Source organism: Pseudomonas sp. LS1212 (assembly GCF_024741815.1).
GTDB lineage: Bacteria > Pseudomonadota > Gammaproteobacteria > Pseudomonadales > Pseudomonadaceae > Aquipseudomonas.
The window spans coordinates 154,367-173,822 of the sequence record NZ_CP102951.1; the positions used below are offsets into that span (position 1 = coordinate 154,367).

Below are 19,456 nucleotides of genomic sequence, written 5' to 3' on the forward strand. Positions count from 1 at the left end.
TCATGACTCGGCCTATGGTCGGTATCCTTTGCATTCGTCACGGCACACTCGTATCGTGCGGCGCTGCAGCGTGAACAGACACTTTTCGAGGTTCTTGCAATGAGTTTGACCGAAGCCCGTTTTCACGACCTGGTCGATGCCACCCAGCAGACGCTGGAGGATGTTTTCGAAGAGAGCGAACTGGATATCGATCTGGAAAGTTCGGCCGGTGTGCTCACCGTCAAGTTCGAGAACGGCAGCCAGGTGATTTTCAGTCGTCAGGAACCTCTGCGCCAGTTATGGCTGGCTGCGCGTTCCGGTGGCTTCCATTTCGATTACGACGAAGAGAGCGAGCGCTGGATGTGCGACAAGAGCGAAGAGCAGCTCGGTGAAATGCTGGAGCGCATCGTTCTTGAGCAGGCCGACATCAAGCTTGAGTTCGAGGGGCTCTGAAGTCGTGACCAAAACCGCTTCAGACCGTCCCGCCAAGCCGCTGTACAGCAATGTCAGCCCGGCCGTGCCTTCACCTTGCGTGAGCTTGTGTCGCCTGGACGAGCAGAAGGTCTGCCGCGGTTGTTTCCGTCACGTCGAAGACATCCGTCAGTGGCGCTCGGCAGACGACGAGCAGCGCCGGCAGATTTGTCGCAGCGCTCTGCAACGGCGTCAGGCGGCAGATGGCAGGAGTAGTGATTCTCTGTAACAACCTGACCGCTTGTGTATTTGCAGGTCTGTGTTAGTGTCAGAATTACATTGCATCGCGAAGCCTGTAAAACCCCGCCTTCTGGGCGGGGTTTTTCTTTATGTCGCCCAGAAAAAAGGAGTCCGCCTGGATCATGAACACCGCACCTTCACTCACCCTCACCCGATTGGACGTGCAGCGTCTCGAGCGCCTGATCGGCAGCCTCGATGAATCGGCGCCGGGCGTCAAAGCCCTGCAAGCCGAGCTGGACCGCGCCGAAAAGGTCGTCGGCCACGATGAAGTTCCGCCCGGTGTCGTGACCATGAACTCGCGCGTGCACTGCCGCGAGGAAAGTAGCGGCAAGGACTATCACCTGACCCTGGTCTACCCGCAGGATGCCGGTGGCGAAGGCAAGGTCTCGATTCTCGCACCGATCGGTTGTGCCTTGCTCGGGTTGTCGGTGGGCGAGCAGATCGACTGGCCGGCCCCGGGTGGCAAGACCCTCAAGCTGACCCTGATCGAAGTCGAATACCAGCCGGAAGCCGCGGGCGAGTACCACCGCTGAGATTCCGTCCTCAGACCTGCAGAATCAGCGCCAGGTCATGTTCTTCCAGCGCGTTGCTATCCAGGTGCAGTGGGCTATGGCTGGCCCGCTCTTCGCACAGGTAGTCGAGCAACGCTGCCTGGCTGGTCAAGGCAACATGCTTGATCTGGCCCGGGATCAGTTCCAGTACGTGATAGTGCTTCTGAACCTGGAGCAGGTAACGGTGATTGCGGCCCTCGGCCAGCAATGCCTGGGCTGTGTGGATGACCTCTTCGACCCGCAAGGCGATGGCCTGTGCGCGGTTATGGCAAAAGCAGCGGACCCGCAGCCGGGGAGGTGCGTGCGGGTTGGCCAGGCTGTTGAGGTAGTCGCGCAGGCACTCGAGCAAGGCATGCTCGCCGTCATAGCGATGGACCTGCAGTTCATTCCAGCTGTTGAGTGTCACCTGGTCGAGCGTCAGCACCAGGTTTTCCCGCACGCCTGCATAGCTCAGGGAATCAGTGCGTTCGGTGGTCATGAGAATGTTCAAGTCACGATGATGCTTGAGCGGGTCGACACCGACGTTGATCAGTAACAGCACTTCGCCGGGCTCGCTGGGGCGCATCAGTTGCTCCTCGGCGACCATGGGCAGGGGGAGGGGCACGGACTGTTGCAGGCTGCCGAGCAGATTGAACAGCTCATGCTCGCTCAAGTCGCTGTTGCCTGGATGCAAGGCCAGCCGTGTGCTGCTGTCGATCACCCCGTTGCGATGGCTCCAGGCGAGCAGTTCCAGCAGTTCGCGGCAGCGCTTGATCGGCGCAAAGTGTTCCCACTCATGGCTGTTGAGGTTGCCGCTGTAGAGCCCCCAGTGGGTATGCCCCGGCTCCTTGCGATTGGGCGATTGAACCAGGGTCAGGGTGTCTTCGGCCAGGTCCGGGGCGATGCCGGGGTTGATGAACTCGATTTTGCCGGACTTGCGTTCAAACGCCGCATAAAGGCGCCGCCCCAGCACATTCAGGTCGCGCCGGGTGATCAGGCTGGTGGCTTCCTGCTCGCGGGCGAACCGGGTCAGGAAGCGATAGCTGTAATTCAGCGCGTTGACCAGCGCACGGCGTTCAGTGCCGACCTGGCGGACTTTCCACTGGCTGCGGCTGTCGAGCAGGGCAAGCTGGCGTTCATCCCAGCCCCATTCGTGCGCCAGGCGCTCAAGTAACCGGCGTTGCCAGCTGGCAGTGCGCTGGCGTGACGGACTACTGAGTTTCCTGTTGACCTTCAGGTACAGGCAGCGGCGCACCAGTTCCAGGCGTTCGGGTTCGGCGCGAGCAACCAGGTATTCTTCAAGTCTGCGGTACACCACCATATACGGGTCGAGTTCGTCCAGATCGAGCCGATTGGCAAACACTGCCTGCTTGAAACGCAGGCTCAGGCACTGCACCTGGGGGTGTTCACTGGCGTAGACCTCCGTCAACAGTAGTTTGAGCACGGATTTGTAGGGCGACTCGATGCCCTTGAACAATTGCCAGAGTCCCGCACCAACGAATTCCCCTGGCGGGATGTGCGCCAGATGGCCGAGGTCGAGGGCCTCATCGGCGCGAATGAAACGCTTGGAAATCAGTGCATGAGTGTACTCGGCATAGCGGGCCTCTTCGTAGGCCGGCACCAACCACCACAAGGGTGTACGGCCCGCGAGCCAGATTGCGGTCCGGTAAAACTCGTCCAGCAGCAGGTAGTGCTGGGTGGTTCCACAGTCTTCGGCGCTCAGCGTGGCATCACGCTCGCCTTGCACGAACCGGCTTGGCTCGATCAGGAAGAAGTGCGCTTCGGCACCCTGACTGGCCGCCCAGGCTTCCAGGAGCTGGCATTTGCGGCGCAGTTCTGCCAGCTCATCATGGCTCAGCCCCGCGGCATGGCAGACCCAGACGTCCATGTCGCTTTGCTCGGCCTGGGCCAGGGTGCCGAGGCTGCCCATCAGAAACAGGCCGTGAATCGGCCGAAGTCCGTTGCTTTGGCGTGATTTGTAGGCGAACGAGCGAGTCAGGCGCTGGGCTTCGGCCAGAACCTCTGAACCAGGCTCGAAATTCGACACGCCGGCGGGTGTCACGCCCGAGACATAGCCTGGCAGCAGCGGGTGGTTGACGTGGTAAAACAGTGGCAGCAGGTTCAGAACCAGTTGCTGGCGTGTAGACAACCCCTCAATGGCCCGGTCCAGACGTCCCTGGTTGAGTTTCAGGAAGCGCGCGCGCAATTGGCCGAGGACCTTGCGGTCAATGCCAGCATCCAGATCGGGGCGAATTTCGTGGGTGCGCGTCATCTCAAACTCAAACAGGCCATCCTGGTCCGCAGTGGTCAGTCATCGTGCGAGGCGCAGTTTACAGCCGAAGGCTGACCCACCTTAAGTTGAATTTGATTTTTTGACGTCAGATTTCTATCGCGCGGCGATAGTGTGCCCTCGGAATCCTGTCAAAAGGGATCCCGTGGGCGATATGGGGGGCTACGCGGTTTCTTTATTGGTGGCCAGGATAGTCAGCAGCCCTTGGGCATGCTCGGCGGCGTCCCGACCCAGGCTGGTCAGATAGCCGCCATCGGGCTGACTGATCAGATCCTTGTTGTACAGGCGTTGTGCAGCGGCAATGGCAGTTGGGGCAGCGGTCTGATGAATTTTCAGGCCTTCCTGGGAATTATCCAGGTTGAAGAGTGCAAGGATTTCCAGTTCGGCAACCAACTCAGGGGTATACGACATAAGGACTCCAGACTTTCTAGGAATTAGGCGACAGCGCCCCTAAGGTGACCGCACTTTGTCAGCCTGTCCAGTGTTCACTGAACGCTTTTGCTGTCCTGGGTGGCGGCCCGTCGTGGTAACCCCGCAAGTCTTGCGGCAGCGGGGTGCTTCCAGTGTAGATAGGCTCTGGAAGATTTGCTGCAGATTGTTTCCCGCGCCGCGTCAGAACTGCTACTTCTCTGGAGGCAACTCTGGCAGTGCACGCAGCGCCGCTTCGTACCACTCGGTGTTGAACGCGCGGTCTTCTTCGAGGATCGCGTCGATCTCGACGGCCAGAACGTGGGCCATCAGTTGCAGAATTTCTTCACGCTCGTAGCCGACCAGGGTCAACTTGTTGAAGGTCGCCTTGGCCGCCGGCGGGTTGTCGCTCTCGATCTGATTTTCGATGGCTTCGATCAAGGTGTTTTCGGCGAACGCTTCTTCGTCGTTGTCGTTGTCGTTGTCGTTGTCTTTGTTGGTGCCGGGGGTTGGCTCGCTCATGGCAGGCTCCTCAAGGAAAGGCAGCCAGTTTACCTGCATTCAGGCCGATGATGCTGCTGGTCAGATCCGGTTCGCCGTTCTATAAAGAGTGCTGCCAACCCCTGCACGGCCTGGAGGCTATGTGATGCTCAAGCTTTATGGATTTGCGGTCAGCAACTACTACAACATGGTGAAACTGGCACTGCTGGAAAAGGGACTGCCGTTTGAGGAAGTGCCGTTTTTTGCCGGCCAAAGCCCGGAGGCACTTGCCATCAGCCCACGCGGCAAGGTCCCGGTGCTGGGCGTCGAACAAGGGTTTGTCAACGAAACCAGCGTGATCCTGGAGTACCTGGAGCAGACCCAGAGCGGCAAGGCGCTGTTGCCGATCGAGCCGTTCCAGCGGGCTCAGGTGATGGCGTTGGCCAAAGAGATCGAGCTGTATATCGAATTGCCCGCTCGCGCCTGCTATGGCGAGGCGTTTTTCGGCACGCCGGTGCCCGAGGCGATCAAGGAGAAGGCCAAGGCCGAATTGCTGCAGGGGTTCGCTTCGCTGGGGCAGCACGCCAAATTCGCACCGTATGTGGCAGGCTCCAGCCTGAGCGTGGCGGATTTGTACTTCCTGTATAGCGTCGACCTGGCCTGTGCGGTCGGGAAGAAGCTCTTCGATCTGGATTTTCTTGCCGGGTTGCCTGCAGCCAAATCACTGCTTGAGCGCCTGGGACAGAACCCGAACGTGCAGCGCATTGCCGGCGACAAGGACGCGGCGATGCCGGCCTTTCTTGCAATGGTCAGCGCCAGGAAGTAAGTACTGAGTCACAAGCCTGAAGCCCGATGGCTGCAAAAGCGGCGATCGGGCTTCAGCGTTTTTAGCGGCTGGCCAGCAACGCCTGGCCGCGGACTACCGCTGCCTTGACCTGTGCCGGGGCAGTCCCGCCGATGTGGTTGCGTGCATTGACCGAGCCTTCCAGGGTCAGTACGGCGAATACATCCTGCTCGATCTGGTCGCTGAACTGACGCAGCTCGTCCAGGGTCATCTCCGCCAGATCCTTGCCCGACTCCACACCGTACTTCACCGCATGGCCGACGATTTCGTGGCAGTCACGAAATGGCAGGCCGCGACGCACCAGGTAGTCGGCAAGATCGGTGGCGGTGGAGAACCCGCGCAGCGCCGCTTCACGCATGATGGCGTGCTTCGGCTTGATCGCCGGGATCATGTCGGCAAAGGCCCGCAGCGAGTCGCGCAGAGTGTCGGCGGCGTCGAAAAGAGGTTCCTTGTCTTCCTGGTTGTCCTTGTTGTAGGCCAGCGGCTGGCCCTTCATCAAGGTGAGCAGGCCCATCAGCGAACCGAATACGCGACCGCTCTTGCCACGCACCAGCTCGGGAACGTCCGGGTTTTTCTTTTGCGGCATGATCGAGCTGCCGGTGCAGAAGCGATCAGGCAGGTCGATGAACTGGAACTGCGCGCTGGTCCACAGCACCAGCTCTTCGGAGAAACGCGACAGGTGCATCATCGCCAGGCTCGCGGCCGCGCAGAACTCGATGGCGAAATCGCGATCGGAAACGCCGTCGAGCGAATTGCCACCCACGGCCTCGAAACCGAGCAGTTGGCAGGTCAGTTCGCGGTCGATCGGATAGGTAGTACCCGCCAGCGCAGCGCTGCCCAGTGGCATGCGGTTGGTGCGCTTGCGGCAATCGACCAGGCGCTCGTAGTCGCGGCTGAGCATTTCGAACCAGGCCAGCAGGTGGTGGCCGAAGGTGACCGGCTGAGCCGTCTGCAGGTGAGTAAAGCCGGGCATGATGGTTTCGGCTTCACGTTCGGCCTGTTCCAGCAGGCCCTTCTGCAGGCGGGTGATCTCGCCCAGGATCAGGTCGATCTCGTCACGCAGCCACAGGCGGATATCGGTGGCGACCTGGTCATTGCGGCTGCGTCCGGTGTGCAGCTTCTTGCCGGTGATGCCGATGCGATCGGTCAGGCGTGCTTCGATATTCATGTGCACGTCTTCGAGGTCGACGCGCCAGTCAAAGGTGCCGGCTTCGATTTCGGACTCGATGGTCTTCAGGCCATCGATGATGGTGTCGCGCTCGGCATCGGTGAGGACGCCGACCTTGGCCAGCATCGTGGCGTGGGCAATCGACCCCATGATGTCGTGGCGATACAGGCGCTGGTCGAAGTTGACGGAGGCGGTGAAGCGGGCGACAAAGGCGTCGACGGGCTCACTGAAGCGGCCGCCCCAGGACTGGTTGGTCTTGTCAGTGCTCATGGATTCGCTCGTTGAAGGCGTGAACGGGAAATTGGCACAGATGATAACAGGGTTGCCAATGGCGTCGGTGTTCAGTGGTCGGTGGTTTTTTGTTGCGAGTTGCCCTGGCTCACCCGCTTGCTGCTGTCCGCGCAGCTGCGCAGACTGGGACGATGTCGAGAAAATGGATGGAACCGGGGCGTGCGTCTGCGCCCACCGCAACGTTTTTCCTGCCGCAACTGTGTCAGCCGCAGGCGTTGCTGGTGCTTGTAGTGCTGGCTGAATTGCTGGTGCTGGTGCTGGAGTTGTCGCAACCGATGCAACCTGGCTTTGATTGGGTGCGCCTGGGCCTGACCTCGCTGTTCGTGCAATGGCTGGTGTTGCTGTCGGCGGCGCTGCTGTGTGGTTTGCGCCGCTGGTTGGCGCGACTGAGCGCGGGCCTTGCCGGTACCTTGTGTTGTGCACTGGTCATTGCCTTGACCCTGGCCTGTACCGCGATTGCCGATTACTTCGGGGTGGGCGCAGGAAACTCCGATGCAGGTCGAGCCCAGCGATATCTTCGTCATGGCTTGATGAGCCTGATCATCGCTTCACTGTTGTTGCGCTACTTTTATCTTCAAAGCCAGTGGCGAAGGCAAGAGCAGGCCGAGTTGCACGCCCGGCTCGAAGCACTTCAGGCACGGATCAAACCGCACTTGTTGTTCAACACGCTCAATAGCATTGCCAGCCTGGTGGCGAGCGACCCGGGCAAGGCCGAACAGGCGGTGCTCGACTTGTCCGATCTCTTGCGAGCGAGCCTGGGCAAGCCCACAAGCCTGGTTTTGTGGAAGGAAGAAGTTGCGCTTGCCAAACGATATTTATCGATTGAGCAATATCGTCTTGGCAAGCGTCTACAGTTGGACTGGAGGATCAACACAATTCCCGATGATCTACCGATTCCACAGCTAACCTTACAACCGTTGTTGGAGAACGCCCTGGTCCACGGAATAGCGCCACGAATCGACGGTGGCGTGGTCAGGGTTGAAGCGGACTATAAAAAGGGAGTGTTCATATTGTGTGTCAGCAATCCCTACGACGAAGCTGCGGTGCTGCAGGCTTCGAGCGGTACTCAGCAAGCACTGCTAAATATTGGTGCTCGGCTTGCGGCACTTTTTGGGCCTCGCGCGAGTCTGAGCGTGGATCGCCGTGACGGTCGTCACTTCACCTGTCTACGCTATCCTTGTGCGAGACCCACGCAGGAATCCAGCGCAATATGAATGTCCTGATCGTTGATGACGAACCCCTGGCCCGCGAGCGCTTGAGCCGAATGGTCAGCGACCTCGAGGGCTACACGGTCCTGGAGCCCAGTGCCAGCAATGGTGAAGAGGCCCTGGCCTTGATAGAAAGCCTCAAGCCGGATGTGGTCTTGCTCGACATCCGCATGCCTGGCCTCGATGGCCTTCAGGTTGCAGCGAAACTGTGCGAGCGCGAAGCGCCGCCCGCCGTTGTGTTCTGTACCGCCCATGATGAATTCGCGGTGGACGCCTTTCAGGTCAGTGCTGTCGGCTTCCTGGTCAAGCCGGTGCGGGCCGAGGATTTGCTTGATGCCTTGAAAAAGGCCGAGCGCCCCAATCGTGTGCAGCTGGCAGCCCTGACGCGCCCGGCGGCCGAAAGTGGGAACGGGCCGCGCAGTCATATCAGTGCGCGTACCCGCAAAGGTATCGAATTGATTCCGTTGGATCAGGTGATCTATTTCATCGCTGACCACAAATACGTGACCCTGCGCCATGAAGGGGGCGAGGTCCTGCTGGATGAGCCTTTGAAGGCGCTGGAAGATGAGTTTGGTGATCGTTTTGTACGAATCCACCGCAACGCTCTGGTGGCACGCGATCGTATCGAACGCTTGCAACGGACACCGCTGGGGCACTTCCAGCTGTACCTCAAGGGGCTCAATGGCGATGCCTTGATCGTCAGCCGCCGCCATGTGGCGGGCGTGCGCAAAATGATGCAGCAGCTTTAGGGCGGGGCGTGGAGGCAGCGTGGGCCAGGGACGGCCACCCCCTTTCACAGAGAATTTCAAGCTGCTTCGGCCGAGCTGTTATTATCCGTCTTAAATCTATTGAGTACGGATTGAACCATGTCCTCTCGCGAAATCCGCATTGCTACCCGCAAAAGTGCCCTGGCCCTGTGGCAGGCCGAATACGTCAAGGCGCGCCTGGAGCAGGCTCATCCTGGTCTGATCGTAACGCTCGTGCCTATGGTCAGTCGCGGCGACAAGCTACTCGACTCGCCATTGTCGAAAATCGGAGGCAAGGGCCTGTTCGTCAAGGAGCTGGAGACCGCGCTGCTCGAGCAGGAGGCCGACATCGCCGTGCATTCGATGAAGGATGTACCGATGGACTTCCCCGAAGGCCTGGGCCTGTTCTGCATCTGCGAGCGCGAAGACCCGCGCGATGCCTTCGTTTCCAATACCTACAGCAGCCTGGATGCCTTGCCGGTCGGCAGCATCGTCGGCACTTCCAGCCTGCGTCGCCAGGCGCAATTGCTGACTCGGCGCCCAGACCTGCAAATCCGTTTCCTGCGTGGCAACGTCAATACCCGCCTGGCCAAGCTCGACGCCGGCGAATACGACGCGATCATTCTCGCGGCTGCCGGCCTGATCCGTCTGGGCTTCGAAGACCGCATCGCGTCGACCATCAGCGTCGAAGACAGCTTGCCGGCCGGTGGCCAGGGCGCGGTCGGCATCGAGTGCCGCACGGCCGATAGCGAAATTCATGAGCTGCTCAAGCCACTTCACCATCACGACACCGCCGTGCGGGTCACTGCCGAGCGGGCGCTGAACAAACACCTCAATGGTGGCTGCCAGGTTCCGATTGCCTGCTATGCCGTTCTCGAAGGTGATCAGGTCTGGCTGCGCGGGCTGGTCGGCGCGCCGAGCGGTGGCCTGCTGCTGACGGCCCAGGCACGCGGTCCGCAGGCCGATGCCGAGGCGCTTGGCGTGCAGGTCGCCGAAGATTTGCTGGCCCAGGGCGCCGATAAAATTCTGAAGGCGGTCTACGGCGAGGCGGGTCACGAGTGAGTGGCTGGCGTTTGCTGCTGACCCGGCCGGCGGACGAAGCCACCGCACTGGCGGCCACGCTTGCCGAGACGGGCATTTTCGGCAGCGTTCTACCGCTGCTGGAGATCGAGGCAGTGCCGGTGAGCGCAGCACAGCGCAGCCGGATTCTCGATCTGGATCGCTATTGCGCAATCATCGTCGTCAGCAAGCCGGCAGCCCGCCTGGGGCTGGGCCTGGTCGGCCTATATTGGCCGCAACCGCCGCAGCAGGCGTGGTTCAGCGTTGGCGCGGCGACCGCGCAGATTCTTGAAGAACACGGCCTGGCCGTGACCTGTCCGGCCGTGGGTGACGACAGCGAAGCACTCTTGCAGTTGCCACAGTTGCAGGCGGCCATCGCCAGGCCCGATGCGCGAGTCTTGATCATGCGCGGAGAGGGCGGCCGGGAGTTGCTGGCCGAGCGTTTGTGCGAGCTGGGTGCTAGTGTCGACTATTTGGAATTGTATCGCCGCCACCTGCCGGAATATGCTGCTGACGCCCTGCTGCACAAGGTCCGGGCGGAGCGCTTGAACGGCCTGGTGGTCAGCAGTGGGCAAGGGTTTGAACACCTTCGGCAGTTGGCCGGCGATGATTGGCCGCAACTGGCGCAGTTGACGTTGTTTGTACCAAGTCCGCGTGTCGCCGGGGTGGCCCGAGCTGCCGGCGTGCGCAATGTAGTGGATTGTCGTGGTGCCAGCGCCGCGGCGTTGCTGGCAGCGCTGCGGGAATACCCCGCACCGGCCCTCTAAGGCACGACCGATAAGGTCGGTCGAACGCCTCAATGCAAAGGATGGATACGTGAGCGAAACAGCCTTGCCTAAAGATGATCTGGTTCCACCGGCCGATGCGCCCGCCGAAACACCAACCGCACCCGCGCAACGCAACGGCAATGGCTTGGCAATCGTCGCCTTGCTGCTTGGCGCTGCCGGAATTGCGGCAGGGGGTTGGGGGGTCTGGCAGGTTCGTCACCTTGAAGCCGGGCATCAAGCGCAGTCCGGGCAGCTGGAAGCCTTGAATGCGCAATCGCAGATTCTCAAACAAAGCGAGCAGCAGCTGGCGGCGCGCCTGGCCCAGATGCCGGCGGCCGATGAACTGGAAGAACGGCGGCGCCTGGTGGCGCAGTTGCAAGGCGATCAGCAGCATTTGAGCCAGCGCCTGGAAACGGTGCTGGGCGCCAGTCGCAAGGACTGGCGCCTGGCCGAAGCCGAGCATTTGCTGCGCCTGGCAAGCCTGCGTCTGTCGGCGCTGCAGGACATCAGCAGCGCCAGGGCCCTGGTGCAGGGTGCCGATGAAATTCTCCGCGAGCAGAACGACCCGGGCGCTTTCGCTGCACGCGAGCAATTGGCCAACAGCCTGGCGGCACTGCACAGTGTGACGCAGCCGGATCGCACCGGCCTGTACCTGAAGCTGGCCGCCCTGCGCGAGCAAGTTGTCCAGCTCAATGCACTGGCACCCGAGTTCCAGAACCAGGGCGAATCGCTGTTCGGCCTGACGGCCGACGGCGATGGCCCCAGTCGCTGGTCGCAATGGTGGGAACAGATTTCGCGGTACTTCCGCATCGATTTCAATGCCGACAAGAACGTTCGCCCGTTGCTGGCCGGCCAGGCGCTCAACCAGGTGCGCCTGACGCTGAGCCTGGCCCTGGAACAGGCTCAATGGGCCGCGCTCAATGGCGAGCCGAAGGTGTACACCCAGGCGCTGGATGAAGCGCTCAGCGTGCTGCTCAGTAACTTCAACCGGGACAACCCGCAAAGCAGGGTGATGGTCGAGCAGATCGACGAACTGGCGAAGCAACCGGTCTCGGTCGTCACTCCGGATCTGGCCGGCAGCCTCAGCGCGGTCCAGGCCTACCTCGAGCGGAGCCACCTGCCTGCCGAGGAGGCCAGGCCGGCCGCACCGGCCAGTGAGGAGACCAGCCCATGAAGCGTGTCTATGTGGCGGTCGTGATCGCGATTGCAGTGGCTGCCGTACTGGGCATGGCGATTGCGCAACATACCGGTTATGTACTGATTGCCTACAAGAGTTTCCGCTACGAGTCGAGCCTCTGGGCGACCTTGGCATTGCTGGTGCTTGCCTGGCTACTGGTCCTGGTCACCAAGGCATTGATCGGCCTGGTGACGACCTCCGGTGGCGTGGTCAACCCCTGGTCGCGGCGCAACCGCAGCCGGCGCGTGCAGTTGGCCATCGAGCAGGGGCAACTGGACCTGGCCGAGGGGCGCTGGGCCGCTGCACAGCGGCATTTGCACAGGGCTGCCGAGGCTGAGCGGCAACCCTTGCTGTATTACCTCGGTGCTGCGCGTGCGGCAAACGAGTTGGGGCGTTACGAAGAAAGCGACGGCTTGCTGGAGCGGGCATTGGAGCGACAACCCCAGGCCGAGTTGGCCATTGCCTTGAGCCATGCCCAGCTGCAAGTGGATCGAGGTGATACGGAAGGTTCGCTGACTACCCTGCAAGCCATGCATGAGCGCCATCCTCGCAATGCCCAGGTGCTGCGCCAACTGCAGCGCCTGCATCAGCAGCGGGGGGATTGGCCGGCATTGATCCGCATGTTGCCGGATTTGCGCAAGGACAAGGTCTTGCCAGCGGCCGAACTCGCCGAACTGGAGCGCCGCGCCTGGGGCGAGAGCCTCAGCCTGGCGGTGCAACGGGAAGAGGAGGGCGAAGCCGGGCGTCAGTCATTGGAACGAGCCTGGCAGCAGCTGACAGCGGCTCAACGCCAGGAGTCGCAGTTGGTGCTGGCCTATGCCGAGCAATTGCGTCAGCTGGGGGCTGAAGGGGAGGCTGAGGATGCCTTGCGCACGGCACTCAAACGCAAGTACGACAGCCACCTCGCGCGTCTCTATGGCCTGGTGCGCGGGAGCGATTCGGCGCGTCAGCTGCAAACGGCCGAAGGTTGGCTCAAGCAGCACCCCGAAGACCCGAGCCTGCTGCTGACGCTGGGTCGGCTGTGCCTGCAAAATCGCTTGTGGGGCAAGGCGCGCGACTACCTTGAGAGCAGCCTGCGCTTTGAACGTAATCCGGAGGCTTGCGCCGAGCTGGCTCGCCTGCTGGCTCAGCTGGGCGATACCGAGCGCAGCAATCAGCTGTTTCAAGAGGGGCTTGGCTTGCTCGACGAGCGCCTGCTGGCATTGCCGCTACCTGACAGCGTACGAACCTGATCGTACTTCGGGCTTCTCCACAACGGAAAAGCCCGCTTCGCCTTACCGATCGTTCGCCGGCTCATTGCGCCACCTTTCTGAATCGTCTTCTTTCTGTCGGCTTTTCCCTACAGGATTAAGGAGTTGTCCGGTTCACCTCGCCTTGTAAGGGGGCGGGGCTTTCCTCTACCGTTACGTATTGTCTACTCCGCTCTGGATTCACCATGTTTCTGGCCCGTTCGCGCTCATTGTTCTTTCTGGCTTTCATGGCATCGCTGCTGGTCATGGGGGGAGTCTTGTACCTGGAGTTCGGGGTCGGTCTCCAACCTTGCCCGCTGTGCCTGGTGCAGCGGTTTTTTCTGGTTGCCTTCGGGGCTGTCTGCCTGGCAGCTTTCATCCACGCTCCCGGCAGAGCGGGGCAGCACGTTTATTGGGGCCTGGCAGTGACATGCGCCTTGCTCGGTGCGCTCGCGGCAAGCCGCCAGGTTTGGCTGCAGAGCGGTACGCAGGCGCCACAAGCGTCCTGCCAGCCTCCTCTTGGGCAAATGCTGCGTTCAATGCCGTTCAACGAGGTGGCTGAAACCCTGTTGCTGGGGACCCCGGACTGCGTGCGGATCAAGTGGACGCTGCTGCAAATGAGCCTTGCCGAGTGGAGCTTGCTGGCGTTTGCGGGCATGGCGGTCTTCGCACTCATCCAGCTTCTGTACCGATATCGTCAAGCATTTTGAGCCAAGCCAGTCTGGGGCGGACTTGACTTGTGTCATATCGGACAGAGATTAAACACTTGTATGAACTTTATCTCCTGAGTACCTTGAAGCCATAGGCGTGGGGGCATAATCTCCCAGCACGCACTACAGAAAAACAGGCTGCTCAATGCCGCTTGGCTGGTACAGGCCTTGTTCCTCGATGTCGAGGAGCGGGTGGACGGCGGCATTACCCAGAAGGGAAGAGATCACCATGCTCGAAAGTTGTCAGAATGCTCAGGAACGCTGGGGTGGAGTTCATCTGCTTATCGACCGCTGGCTGCAGGAGAGACACGAACTGGTGCGGGCTTTCGATAGCCTCCGCGAGATTCCGCAAAAAAATGGCGGCCAGCGCAAGGAGCTGTTGAAGTTCTGCGCGATTCTGGTCGACTACGTTTCTGCAGGACATTTCGAGGTCTACGAACAGCTGACCAATGAAGCCAAGGCGTTTGGCGACGAACGTGGTCTGGAGCTGGCCAAGACGATCTACCCGCGCATCGACTTCATTACCGAGAAAGCGCTGGCTTTCAATGACCTCTGCGACAAGGGCGACTGTTCGGATACCGAGAAAGTCGAGACGGCACGCAAGGAGCTCGGCGAGCTGTTGCATGAGCGCTTCGAACTGGAAGACTGCCTGATCGAAGTCTTGCACACTGCGCACAAGGAAGTAGACGCAGCAGAGCAAGCGTGAAGCAGTAGCGATACGGTGTTTCACAACACCGTATCGACCCTCTCTGGTGCTCAGTCACCAATCCCCAGCAACTCGATCTCGAATGTCAGCGGTGTATAGGGTGCGATCAGGTCACCGGCACCTTCTGCGCCATAGGCTTGCGCCGATGGAATCACCAGTCGCCATTTCGCGCCAACCGGCATTTGCGGCAACGCTGATTGCCAGCCGCCGATGACGCTGTCCAGACGAAACCACTGGGCCTCGCTGCTCTGATCGAACACCGTGCCATCGGGCAATTTCCCCACGTAGCGCACCTGCACTTTTCCCCCGCCAGCGGGTCTTGCGCCCGCCCCCGGCTTGAGCTCGGTCAGCAGGATGCCGTTGGCCAATTCGCGAACGCCTGCCCGAGCTTTTTCATTGGCCAGAAAGCGTCGCTCGGCCGCCAGGAGATTTTCGGCCTGGCCGTCGATTGCGGCTTGGTTGGCAAGTGCCTCGTGCTGGCGTAGCACTTCTTCAATACGGGCGTTGCTCAACGCCAGCGGCTTGTTCTGATAAGCCTGTTGCAGCCCGTCGAGCAGTGCTTGCAACTCCAGGTCGGGCACCTCCTGACGCAGGCGTTCACCCAGGCTTGCACCCAGGCTGTAGGCGAGGTCGTGAGGGCTTGCGGCATTCATTTTTTCGTCTGCATGCGCCAGGGGCAGCAGCAGGAAAAACGACAACAACAGGTGACGCGACATGGGCACGCTCCGTGTTCAGAGGGACGCGATTATGCCAGTGCCGCAACAGCTTGCGTGGGCTGGCTTTCAAGCTTTGCCGACAGTTGCCCAAGCGGGATCTACACTGGTGTGCAGCTGCAGCGAAATAACATTTGCCCAGGCATGCAACGCGGCGCATTCGATACTGTCAACATGCCCTAGCGGCGGTAGCAGCAGAGGTCTAGTATGAGCCGCATTCACTTCAGCCAGGAGGTATGCCATGTCGGCCAATAAGAAGCCTGTAAACACTCCGTTGCATCTGCTCCAACAGCTTTCGAGTAGTCTGCTCGAGCATCTGGAAAGTGCCTGCTCCCAAGCGATGGCTGATGCTGAAAAACTGCTCGCCAAGCTCGAGAAGCAACGAGGAAAGGCTCAAGAAAAACTGCACAAGTCGCGGACTAAATTGCAGGATGCTGCAGCGGCAGGCAAAGCCAAGGCACAAGCAAAAGCCAAGGGTGCGGTGAAGGAACTTGAAGACCTGCTTGACGCACTGAAAGATCGTCAGTCGGAGACCCGCAACTATATCCTCCAACTCAAGCGCGATGCCCAGGAAAGCCTGAAGCTCGCCCAAGGCATTGGTCGCGTGAAAGAGGCTGCGAGCAAAGCCCTGACTCTGCGCACCGCGAAACCTGCTGCTGCCAAGCCGGCTGCGGCGAGCAGTGCCGCCAAGCCAGCTGCGACGAAACCGGCTGCCAAGCCTGCCGCGAAGCCGACGGCCAAACCTGCGACCAAAACTGCAGCAGCGAGCAGCGCCAAGCCGGCTGCTAAACCTGCAGCAAGAGCAGCCGCTGCAAAACCTGCCGGCAAGCCGGCTGCGAAACCCGCTGCCAAACCTGCAGTCAAAGCGGCTGCCAAGCCTGCCGCCAGCGCTGCTGCGAAACCCGCTGCCAAGCCCGCGGTTAAAGCAGCGGCCAAACCTGCCGCTGGCGCTGCCGCGAAACCGGCTGCCAAGCCGGCAGTTAAAGCGGCTGCAAAACCTGCTGCAAAACCCGCAGCCAAAGCTGCTGCCAGCAAGCCTGCCGCCGCCAAGCCAGCAGCCAAGCCAGCTGCGGCCAAGCCTGCAGCAAAACCTGCCGCTAAACCGGCGGCCAGGCCTGCAGCGAGCAAAGCACCGGCCAAGCCTGCAGCAAGACCTGCGGTGAAAAGGCCGGCCGCTACGGCTGCCAAACCAGCGCCCGCCAAGCCGGCAACGCCGACAGCAACTGCGTCCATGGCTCCTGCGTCCACGGCGCCAGCCGCGACCCCGACGAATGCGCCAACCGCAGCCCCGCAAGCCAGCACGCCAGCGACACCGGTCATCAGCGGCCTGGGTCCAGTGTCAGCTACCTAAGCCCTGGCCACCGCGGCGCGCAGCACCTGCAGCGCGCCGTGGGGGAGGCTTTGCCCTGCGGGGGCCAGCCTTTGCAACCAGTCCGACACATGCTCGGCCTGCCCTGCGGGCCATTCGCTGCTCAACCCTTCGAGCCGCATCAGCAATTGCCGTTCGGCCTCCAGTTCCAGCGTTTTGACCTGCTTGCGCAGCGCGTTCAGCCCGGCGTCCTGCAGCGCGGCCTCACGCCATTGCTGGCGCAATTGCCGCAACGGTTGCACGACGTCGGTTTGCCATGGCCCGGCCATCTGTTGCAGTTGCTTCACACGCTCGGCGGTCGGAGCCACGCCCCGTTCCGCCAGCCAGGCACCGCAAAGCAGCAGGCAAACATCGGCACCGGCTGCTTGAAGATCAAGGCAGGCCGTTTCAACACCCGGACGGGAATACAGCGCCAAGGCAAAGCTCCACAGGTCGGTATACATAGTCCTACTCGCGCCAGTTGCCAGCGAAACTGGTAGACTCCGCCGCCATTATGATTCGACTACAGAACCTCACTTTACAGCGTGGCCCGCAACGTCTGCTAGAAGACGCCGAGCTGACGCTGCACGCCGGCCAGAAAGCCGGTCTGATCGGTGCCAATGGCGCCGGTAAATCCAGCCTGTTCGCCATGCTGCGCGGTGAGTTGGTGCCTGACGCCGGTGACTGCCTGTTGCCCGCCGACTGGCGCATCGCCCACATGCGCCAGGAGGTCGACACGCTCGAACGCATTGCGGTCGACTATGTGCTCGACGGCGACGTGCGCCTGCGCAAGGTCCAGCGAGAGCTGGCCGAGGCTGAGCAGATGCACGACGGGACGGCTCTGGCACGCCTGCATATCGAGCTCGACAGCGCCGACGGCTACACTGCCGATGCGCGAGCGCGCAAGCTGCTGGCGGGGCTGGGCTTCAGCAACGAGCAAATGGACCGTCGGGTCGGGGACTTCTCCGGTGGCTGGCGGATGCGCCTGAACCTGGCCCAGGCACTGATGTGCCCGTCCGATCTGTTGCTGCTCGATGAGCCGACCAACCACCTGGACCTCGATGCCATCCTCTGGCTGGAAGAGTGGCTCAAGAGTTATCCGGGCACTTTGTTGCTGATCTCCCACGACCGGGATTTCCTCGATGCCGTGGTCGATCAGATTGCCCATGTCGAACAGTGCAAGCTGACGCTTTACCGTGGTGGCTACACCGCGTTCGAACGCGCCCGTGCCGAGCGCCTGGCGCAGCAGCAGCAGGCTTACGAGAAGCAGCAGGCCCAACGCGCGCACATGGAAAAATACATTGCGCGGTTCAAGGCCCAGGCCACCAAGGCCCGCCAGGCACAAAGCCGGATCAAGGCGCTGGAGCGGATGGAAGAACTGTCTGCGGCGCACGTCGACTCCCCGTTCGACTTCGTGTTCCGCGAGTCGGCCAAGATCTCCAGCCCCCTGCTGGATCTGTCCGACGCACGCCTGGGCTACGGCGACAAGACCATCCTGGAGAAGGTCAAGTTGCAGCTGGCGCCGGGTGCGCGGATCGGTTTGCTCGGCCCGAACGGTGCGGGCAAGTCGACCCTGATCAAAAACCTTGCTGGTGAACTGGAGCCCCTGAGTGGCCGCCTGGTGCGGGGCGAGAACCTGGTGGTGGGGTACTTCGCCCAGCATCAACTGGACTCCCTGGACAGCAAGGCAAGCCCCTTGCTGCACCTGCAACGCCTGGCTCCGACCGAGCGTGAACAGACGCTGCGCGATTTCCTCGGCGGTTTCGACTTCCGCGGGGCGCGCATCGACGAACCGGTACTGAATTTCTCCGGTGGCGAGAAAGCCCGACTGGCCCTGGCACTGATTGCCTGGGAGCGACCGAACCTGTTGCTGCTCGATGAGCCGACCAACCACCTGGACCTGGAAATGCGCCTGGCACTGACCATGGCCCTGCAGGAGTTCAGCGGGGCAGTGGTGGTGGTTTCCCACGATCGACACCTGCTCAAGAGCACCACCGACGACTTCCTGCTGGTCGCCGATGGCCGGATCGAAACCTTCGATGGCGATCTGGATGACTACGCACGCTGGCTGGTCGATTACCGCCAGCGCAACGCGCCGGTCAGCACCACCCCGGTCAACGTCGACAAGACCGACAAGAAGGCCCAGCGCCAGGCCGCTGCGGCACTGCGACAGCAACTTGCGCCGCACAAGCGTGAGGCCGACAAGCTCGAGCGCGACCTGGGGACCCTGCATGAGCAATTGGCCAAGGTCGAAGCGGCCTTGGGCGACAGTGCCATCTACGACGCGGCGCGCAAGGACGAACTGCGCGATCTGCTGGCCCGGCAGGCCAGTCTGAAGTCCCGTGAGGCCGATCTTGAAGAAGCCTGGATGGCTGCCCTCGAGCTGTTGGAAAACATGCAGGCGGAGCTGGAGGCGCTGTCCTGATGGAGGCGCTCAAACAGCTGTTGCCGGTGGAGTGGATCGCGCCGTTCTGGCTGGGGTTGCAGATTCTGCTGATCCTGGTGGCGGCCTTTGTGGTGCAGCGGCTGGTAGCGCGTTGCCTGAGCCGCCTGAGCAAGCGTTATCCGCTGCCACCGGAATTGCTCGTGCCCGTACGCGGCGGTCTGCGCTGGCTGATCATGGGCAGTGCCTTGATTGTCGTGCTGGAGCGCCTCGGTGTTTCGGCCACGGTCCTCTGGACGGCCTTGTCAGGTTTTGTCGCGGTCGCCGCCGTGGCGTTCTTCGCCATGTGGAGCGTGCTCTCGAACCTGCTGTGCGCGGTACTGATCTTTACCGTGGGGCCGTTTCGCATCGGCGATGTAGTCGAGTTGGTGGATACGACCGACAAGCCCGGGGTCAAGGGCCGGGTGGTGGCCATCAACCTGCTCTTCACGACCCTGATCGAATTGCCCGAGGCCGGCGGCGCGCTGGTCCAGGTGCCCAATAGCCAGTTCTTCCAGAAGTCGGTACGACGCTGGAGAGGCAGCGATGTGTTGCCGCTGGTTTCCGAAGCGACGCACAAGCCTGGCTGATCCAGCATCCGCCATTGCATTGGTCTGAAAAAAAGCATGGTGATTTTTTCGCTGGCACACTAGGTTAGTGCTCTATGTCG

Annotated in this window: 20 protein-coding genes and 1 pseudogene; 15 read left to right on the top strand and 6 right to left on the bottom strand. The window is 61.4% G+C overall.

The features are described from left to right. Positions 1-99 precede the first annotated feature (99 nt). From cyaY to rnk, 3 genes are all read left to right on the top strand, one after another. A complete protein-coding gene (gene cyaY, locus NVV94_RS00755) occupies positions 100-432 on the top strand; it encodes an iron donor protein CyaY (protein ID WP_258445371.1) in 333 nt (110 codons plus the stop codon). 4 nt (positions 433-436) lie between these two features. Further along, positions 437-679, top strand: coding sequence for a DUF1289 domain-containing protein (locus NVV94_RS00760; protein WP_258445372.1), 243 nt, complete (start codon positions 437-439; stop codon positions 677-679). A gap of 133 nt (positions 680-812) precedes the next feature. Then, positions 813-1,223 carry a nucleoside diphosphate kinase regulator gene (gene rnk, locus NVV94_RS00765; RefSeq protein WP_258445373.1) on the top strand — a complete coding sequence of 137 codons (411 nt, stop codon included), beginning with the start codon at positions 813-815 and terminating at the stop codon, positions 1,221-1,223. A 19-nt stretch (positions 1,224-1,242) separates the two neighbouring features. Here rnk and NVV94_RS00770 read toward each other — a convergent pair. The 3 genes and pseudogenes from NVV94_RS00770 to NVV94_RS00780 form a co-directional block, all read right to left on the bottom strand. Further along, positions 1,243-3,492: pseudogene (locus NVV94_RS00770) on the bottom strand (class I adenylate cyclase); the annotation flags it as partial. Positions 3,493-3,672: 180 nt separating this feature from the next. Next, entirely contained in the window at positions 3,673-3,921 is a 249-nt protein-coding gene (locus NVV94_RS00775; protein ID WP_258445374.1) for a TIGR02647 family protein, read from the bottom strand. Between the two features lie 210 nt (positions 3,922-4,131). Then, complete coding sequence (locus tag NVV94_RS00780) at positions 4,132-4,440, bottom strand: hypothetical protein (RefSeq protein WP_258445375.1); 309 nt, start codon at positions 4,438-4,440, stop codon at positions 4,132-4,134. Between the two features lie 124 nt (positions 4,441-4,564). Here NVV94_RS00780 and NVV94_RS00785 point away from each other — a divergent pair, with 124 nt between their 5' ends. Then, positions 4,565-5,224, top strand: coding sequence for a glutathione S-transferase family protein (locus NVV94_RS00785; RefSeq protein WP_258445376.1), 660 nt, complete (start codon positions 4,565-4,567; stop codon positions 5,222-5,224). A 61-nt stretch (positions 5,225-5,285) separates the two neighbouring features. On the opposite strand, the gene argH is transcribed toward NVV94_RS00785, so the two are convergent. Then, positions 5,286-6,680 (bottom strand): argininosuccinate lyase, encoded by a 1,395-nt coding sequence (argH, locus tag NVV94_RS00790; protein WP_258445377.1) that lies wholly within the window; start codon positions 6,678-6,680, stop codon positions 5,286-5,288. Between the two features lie 167 nt (positions 6,681-6,847). Here argH and NVV94_RS00795 point away from each other — a divergent pair, with 167 nt between their 5' ends. From NVV94_RS00795 to rsd, 8 genes are all read left to right on the top strand, one after another. Continuing rightward, positions 6,848-7,915, top strand: coding sequence for a sensor histidine kinase (locus NVV94_RS00795; RefSeq protein ID WP_309304291.1), 1,068 nt, complete (start codon positions 6,848-6,850; stop codon positions 7,913-7,915). Continuing rightward, positions 7,912-8,658 (top strand): LytTR family DNA-binding domain-containing protein, encoded by a 747-nt coding sequence (locus tag NVV94_RS00800; protein ID WP_258445379.1) that lies wholly within the window; start codon positions 7,912-7,914, stop codon positions 8,656-8,658. The genes NVV94_RS00795 and NVV94_RS00800 overlap by 4 nt, the downstream gene beginning before the upstream one ends. 117 nt (positions 8,659-8,775) lie before the next feature. Beyond that, positions 8,776-9,717 (top strand): hydroxymethylbilane synthase, encoded by a 942-nt coding sequence (gene hemC, locus NVV94_RS00805; protein WP_258445380.1) that lies wholly within the window; start codon positions 8,776-8,778, stop codon positions 9,715-9,717. After that, complete coding sequence (locus tag NVV94_RS00810; protein WP_258445381.1) at positions 9,714-10,481, top strand: uroporphyrinogen-III synthase; 768 nt, start codon at positions 9,714-9,716, stop codon at positions 10,479-10,481. Before hemC ends, NVV94_RS00810 begins: the two co-directional genes overlap by 4 nt. Positions 10,482-10,530: 49 nt before the next feature. Then, positions 10,531-11,655 carry a uroporphyrinogen-III C-methyltransferase gene (locus tag NVV94_RS00815; RefSeq protein WP_258445382.1) on the top strand — a complete coding sequence of 375 codons (1,125 nt, stop codon included), beginning with the start codon at positions 10,531-10,533 and terminating at the stop codon, positions 11,653-11,655. Next, complete coding sequence (locus NVV94_RS00820) at positions 11,652-12,890, top strand: heme biosynthesis HemY N-terminal domain-containing protein (RefSeq protein ID WP_258445383.1); 1,239 nt, start codon at positions 11,652-11,654, stop codon at positions 12,888-12,890. The genes NVV94_RS00815 and NVV94_RS00820 overlap by 4 nt, the downstream gene beginning before the upstream one ends. 203 nt (positions 12,891-13,093) lie before the next feature. Continuing rightward, positions 13,094-13,597 (top strand): disulfide bond formation protein B, encoded by a 504-nt coding sequence (locus NVV94_RS00825; protein ID WP_258445384.1) that lies wholly within the window; start codon positions 13,094-13,096, stop codon positions 13,595-13,597. Between the two features lie 229 nt (positions 13,598-13,826). Further along, positions 13,827-14,303, top strand: coding sequence for a sigma D regulator (gene rsd, locus NVV94_RS00830; RefSeq protein WP_258445385.1), 477 nt, complete (start codon positions 13,827-13,829; stop codon positions 14,301-14,303). 50 nt (positions 14,304-14,353) lie between these two features. Here the strand turns inward: rsd and NVV94_RS00835 are convergent, their stop codons facing one another. Then, positions 14,354-15,019 (bottom strand): FKBP-type peptidyl-prolyl cis-trans isomerase, encoded by a 666-nt coding sequence (locus NVV94_RS00835; protein WP_258445386.1) that lies wholly within the window; start codon positions 15,017-15,019, stop codon positions 14,354-14,356. Between the two features lie 238 nt (positions 15,020-15,257). On the opposite strand from NVV94_RS00835, the gene NVV94_RS00840 reads away from it, so the two are divergent. After that, on the top strand, positions 15,258-16,367 hold the full coding sequence (locus NVV94_RS00840) for an AlgP family protein (protein ID WP_258445387.1): 1,110 nt from the start codon (positions 15,258-15,260) through the stop codon (positions 16,365-16,367). On the opposite strand, the gene NVV94_RS00845 is transcribed toward NVV94_RS00840, so the two are convergent. Next, complete coding sequence (locus tag NVV94_RS00845; RefSeq protein ID WP_258445388.1) at positions 16,364-16,828, bottom strand: TIGR02444 family protein; 465 nt, start codon at positions 16,826-16,828, stop codon at positions 16,364-16,366. The two genes, NVV94_RS00840 and NVV94_RS00845, sit on opposite strands and share 4 nt — an antisense overlap. 50 nt (positions 16,829-16,878) lie before the next feature. Between NVV94_RS00845 and NVV94_RS00850 the strand changes: the two genes are divergently transcribed. Continuing rightward, positions 16,879-18,789 carry an ATP-binding cassette domain-containing protein gene (locus NVV94_RS00850; protein ID WP_258445389.1) on the top strand — a complete coding sequence of 637 codons (1,911 nt, stop codon included), beginning with the start codon at positions 16,879-16,881 and terminating at the stop codon, positions 18,787-18,789. Further along, entirely contained in the window at positions 18,789-19,376 is a 588-nt protein-coding gene (locus NVV94_RS00855) for a mechanosensitive ion channel family protein (RefSeq protein ID WP_258445390.1), read from the top strand. The genes NVV94_RS00850 and NVV94_RS00855 overlap by 1 nt, the downstream gene beginning before the upstream one ends. Positions 19,377-19,456: the final 80 nt, after the last annotated feature.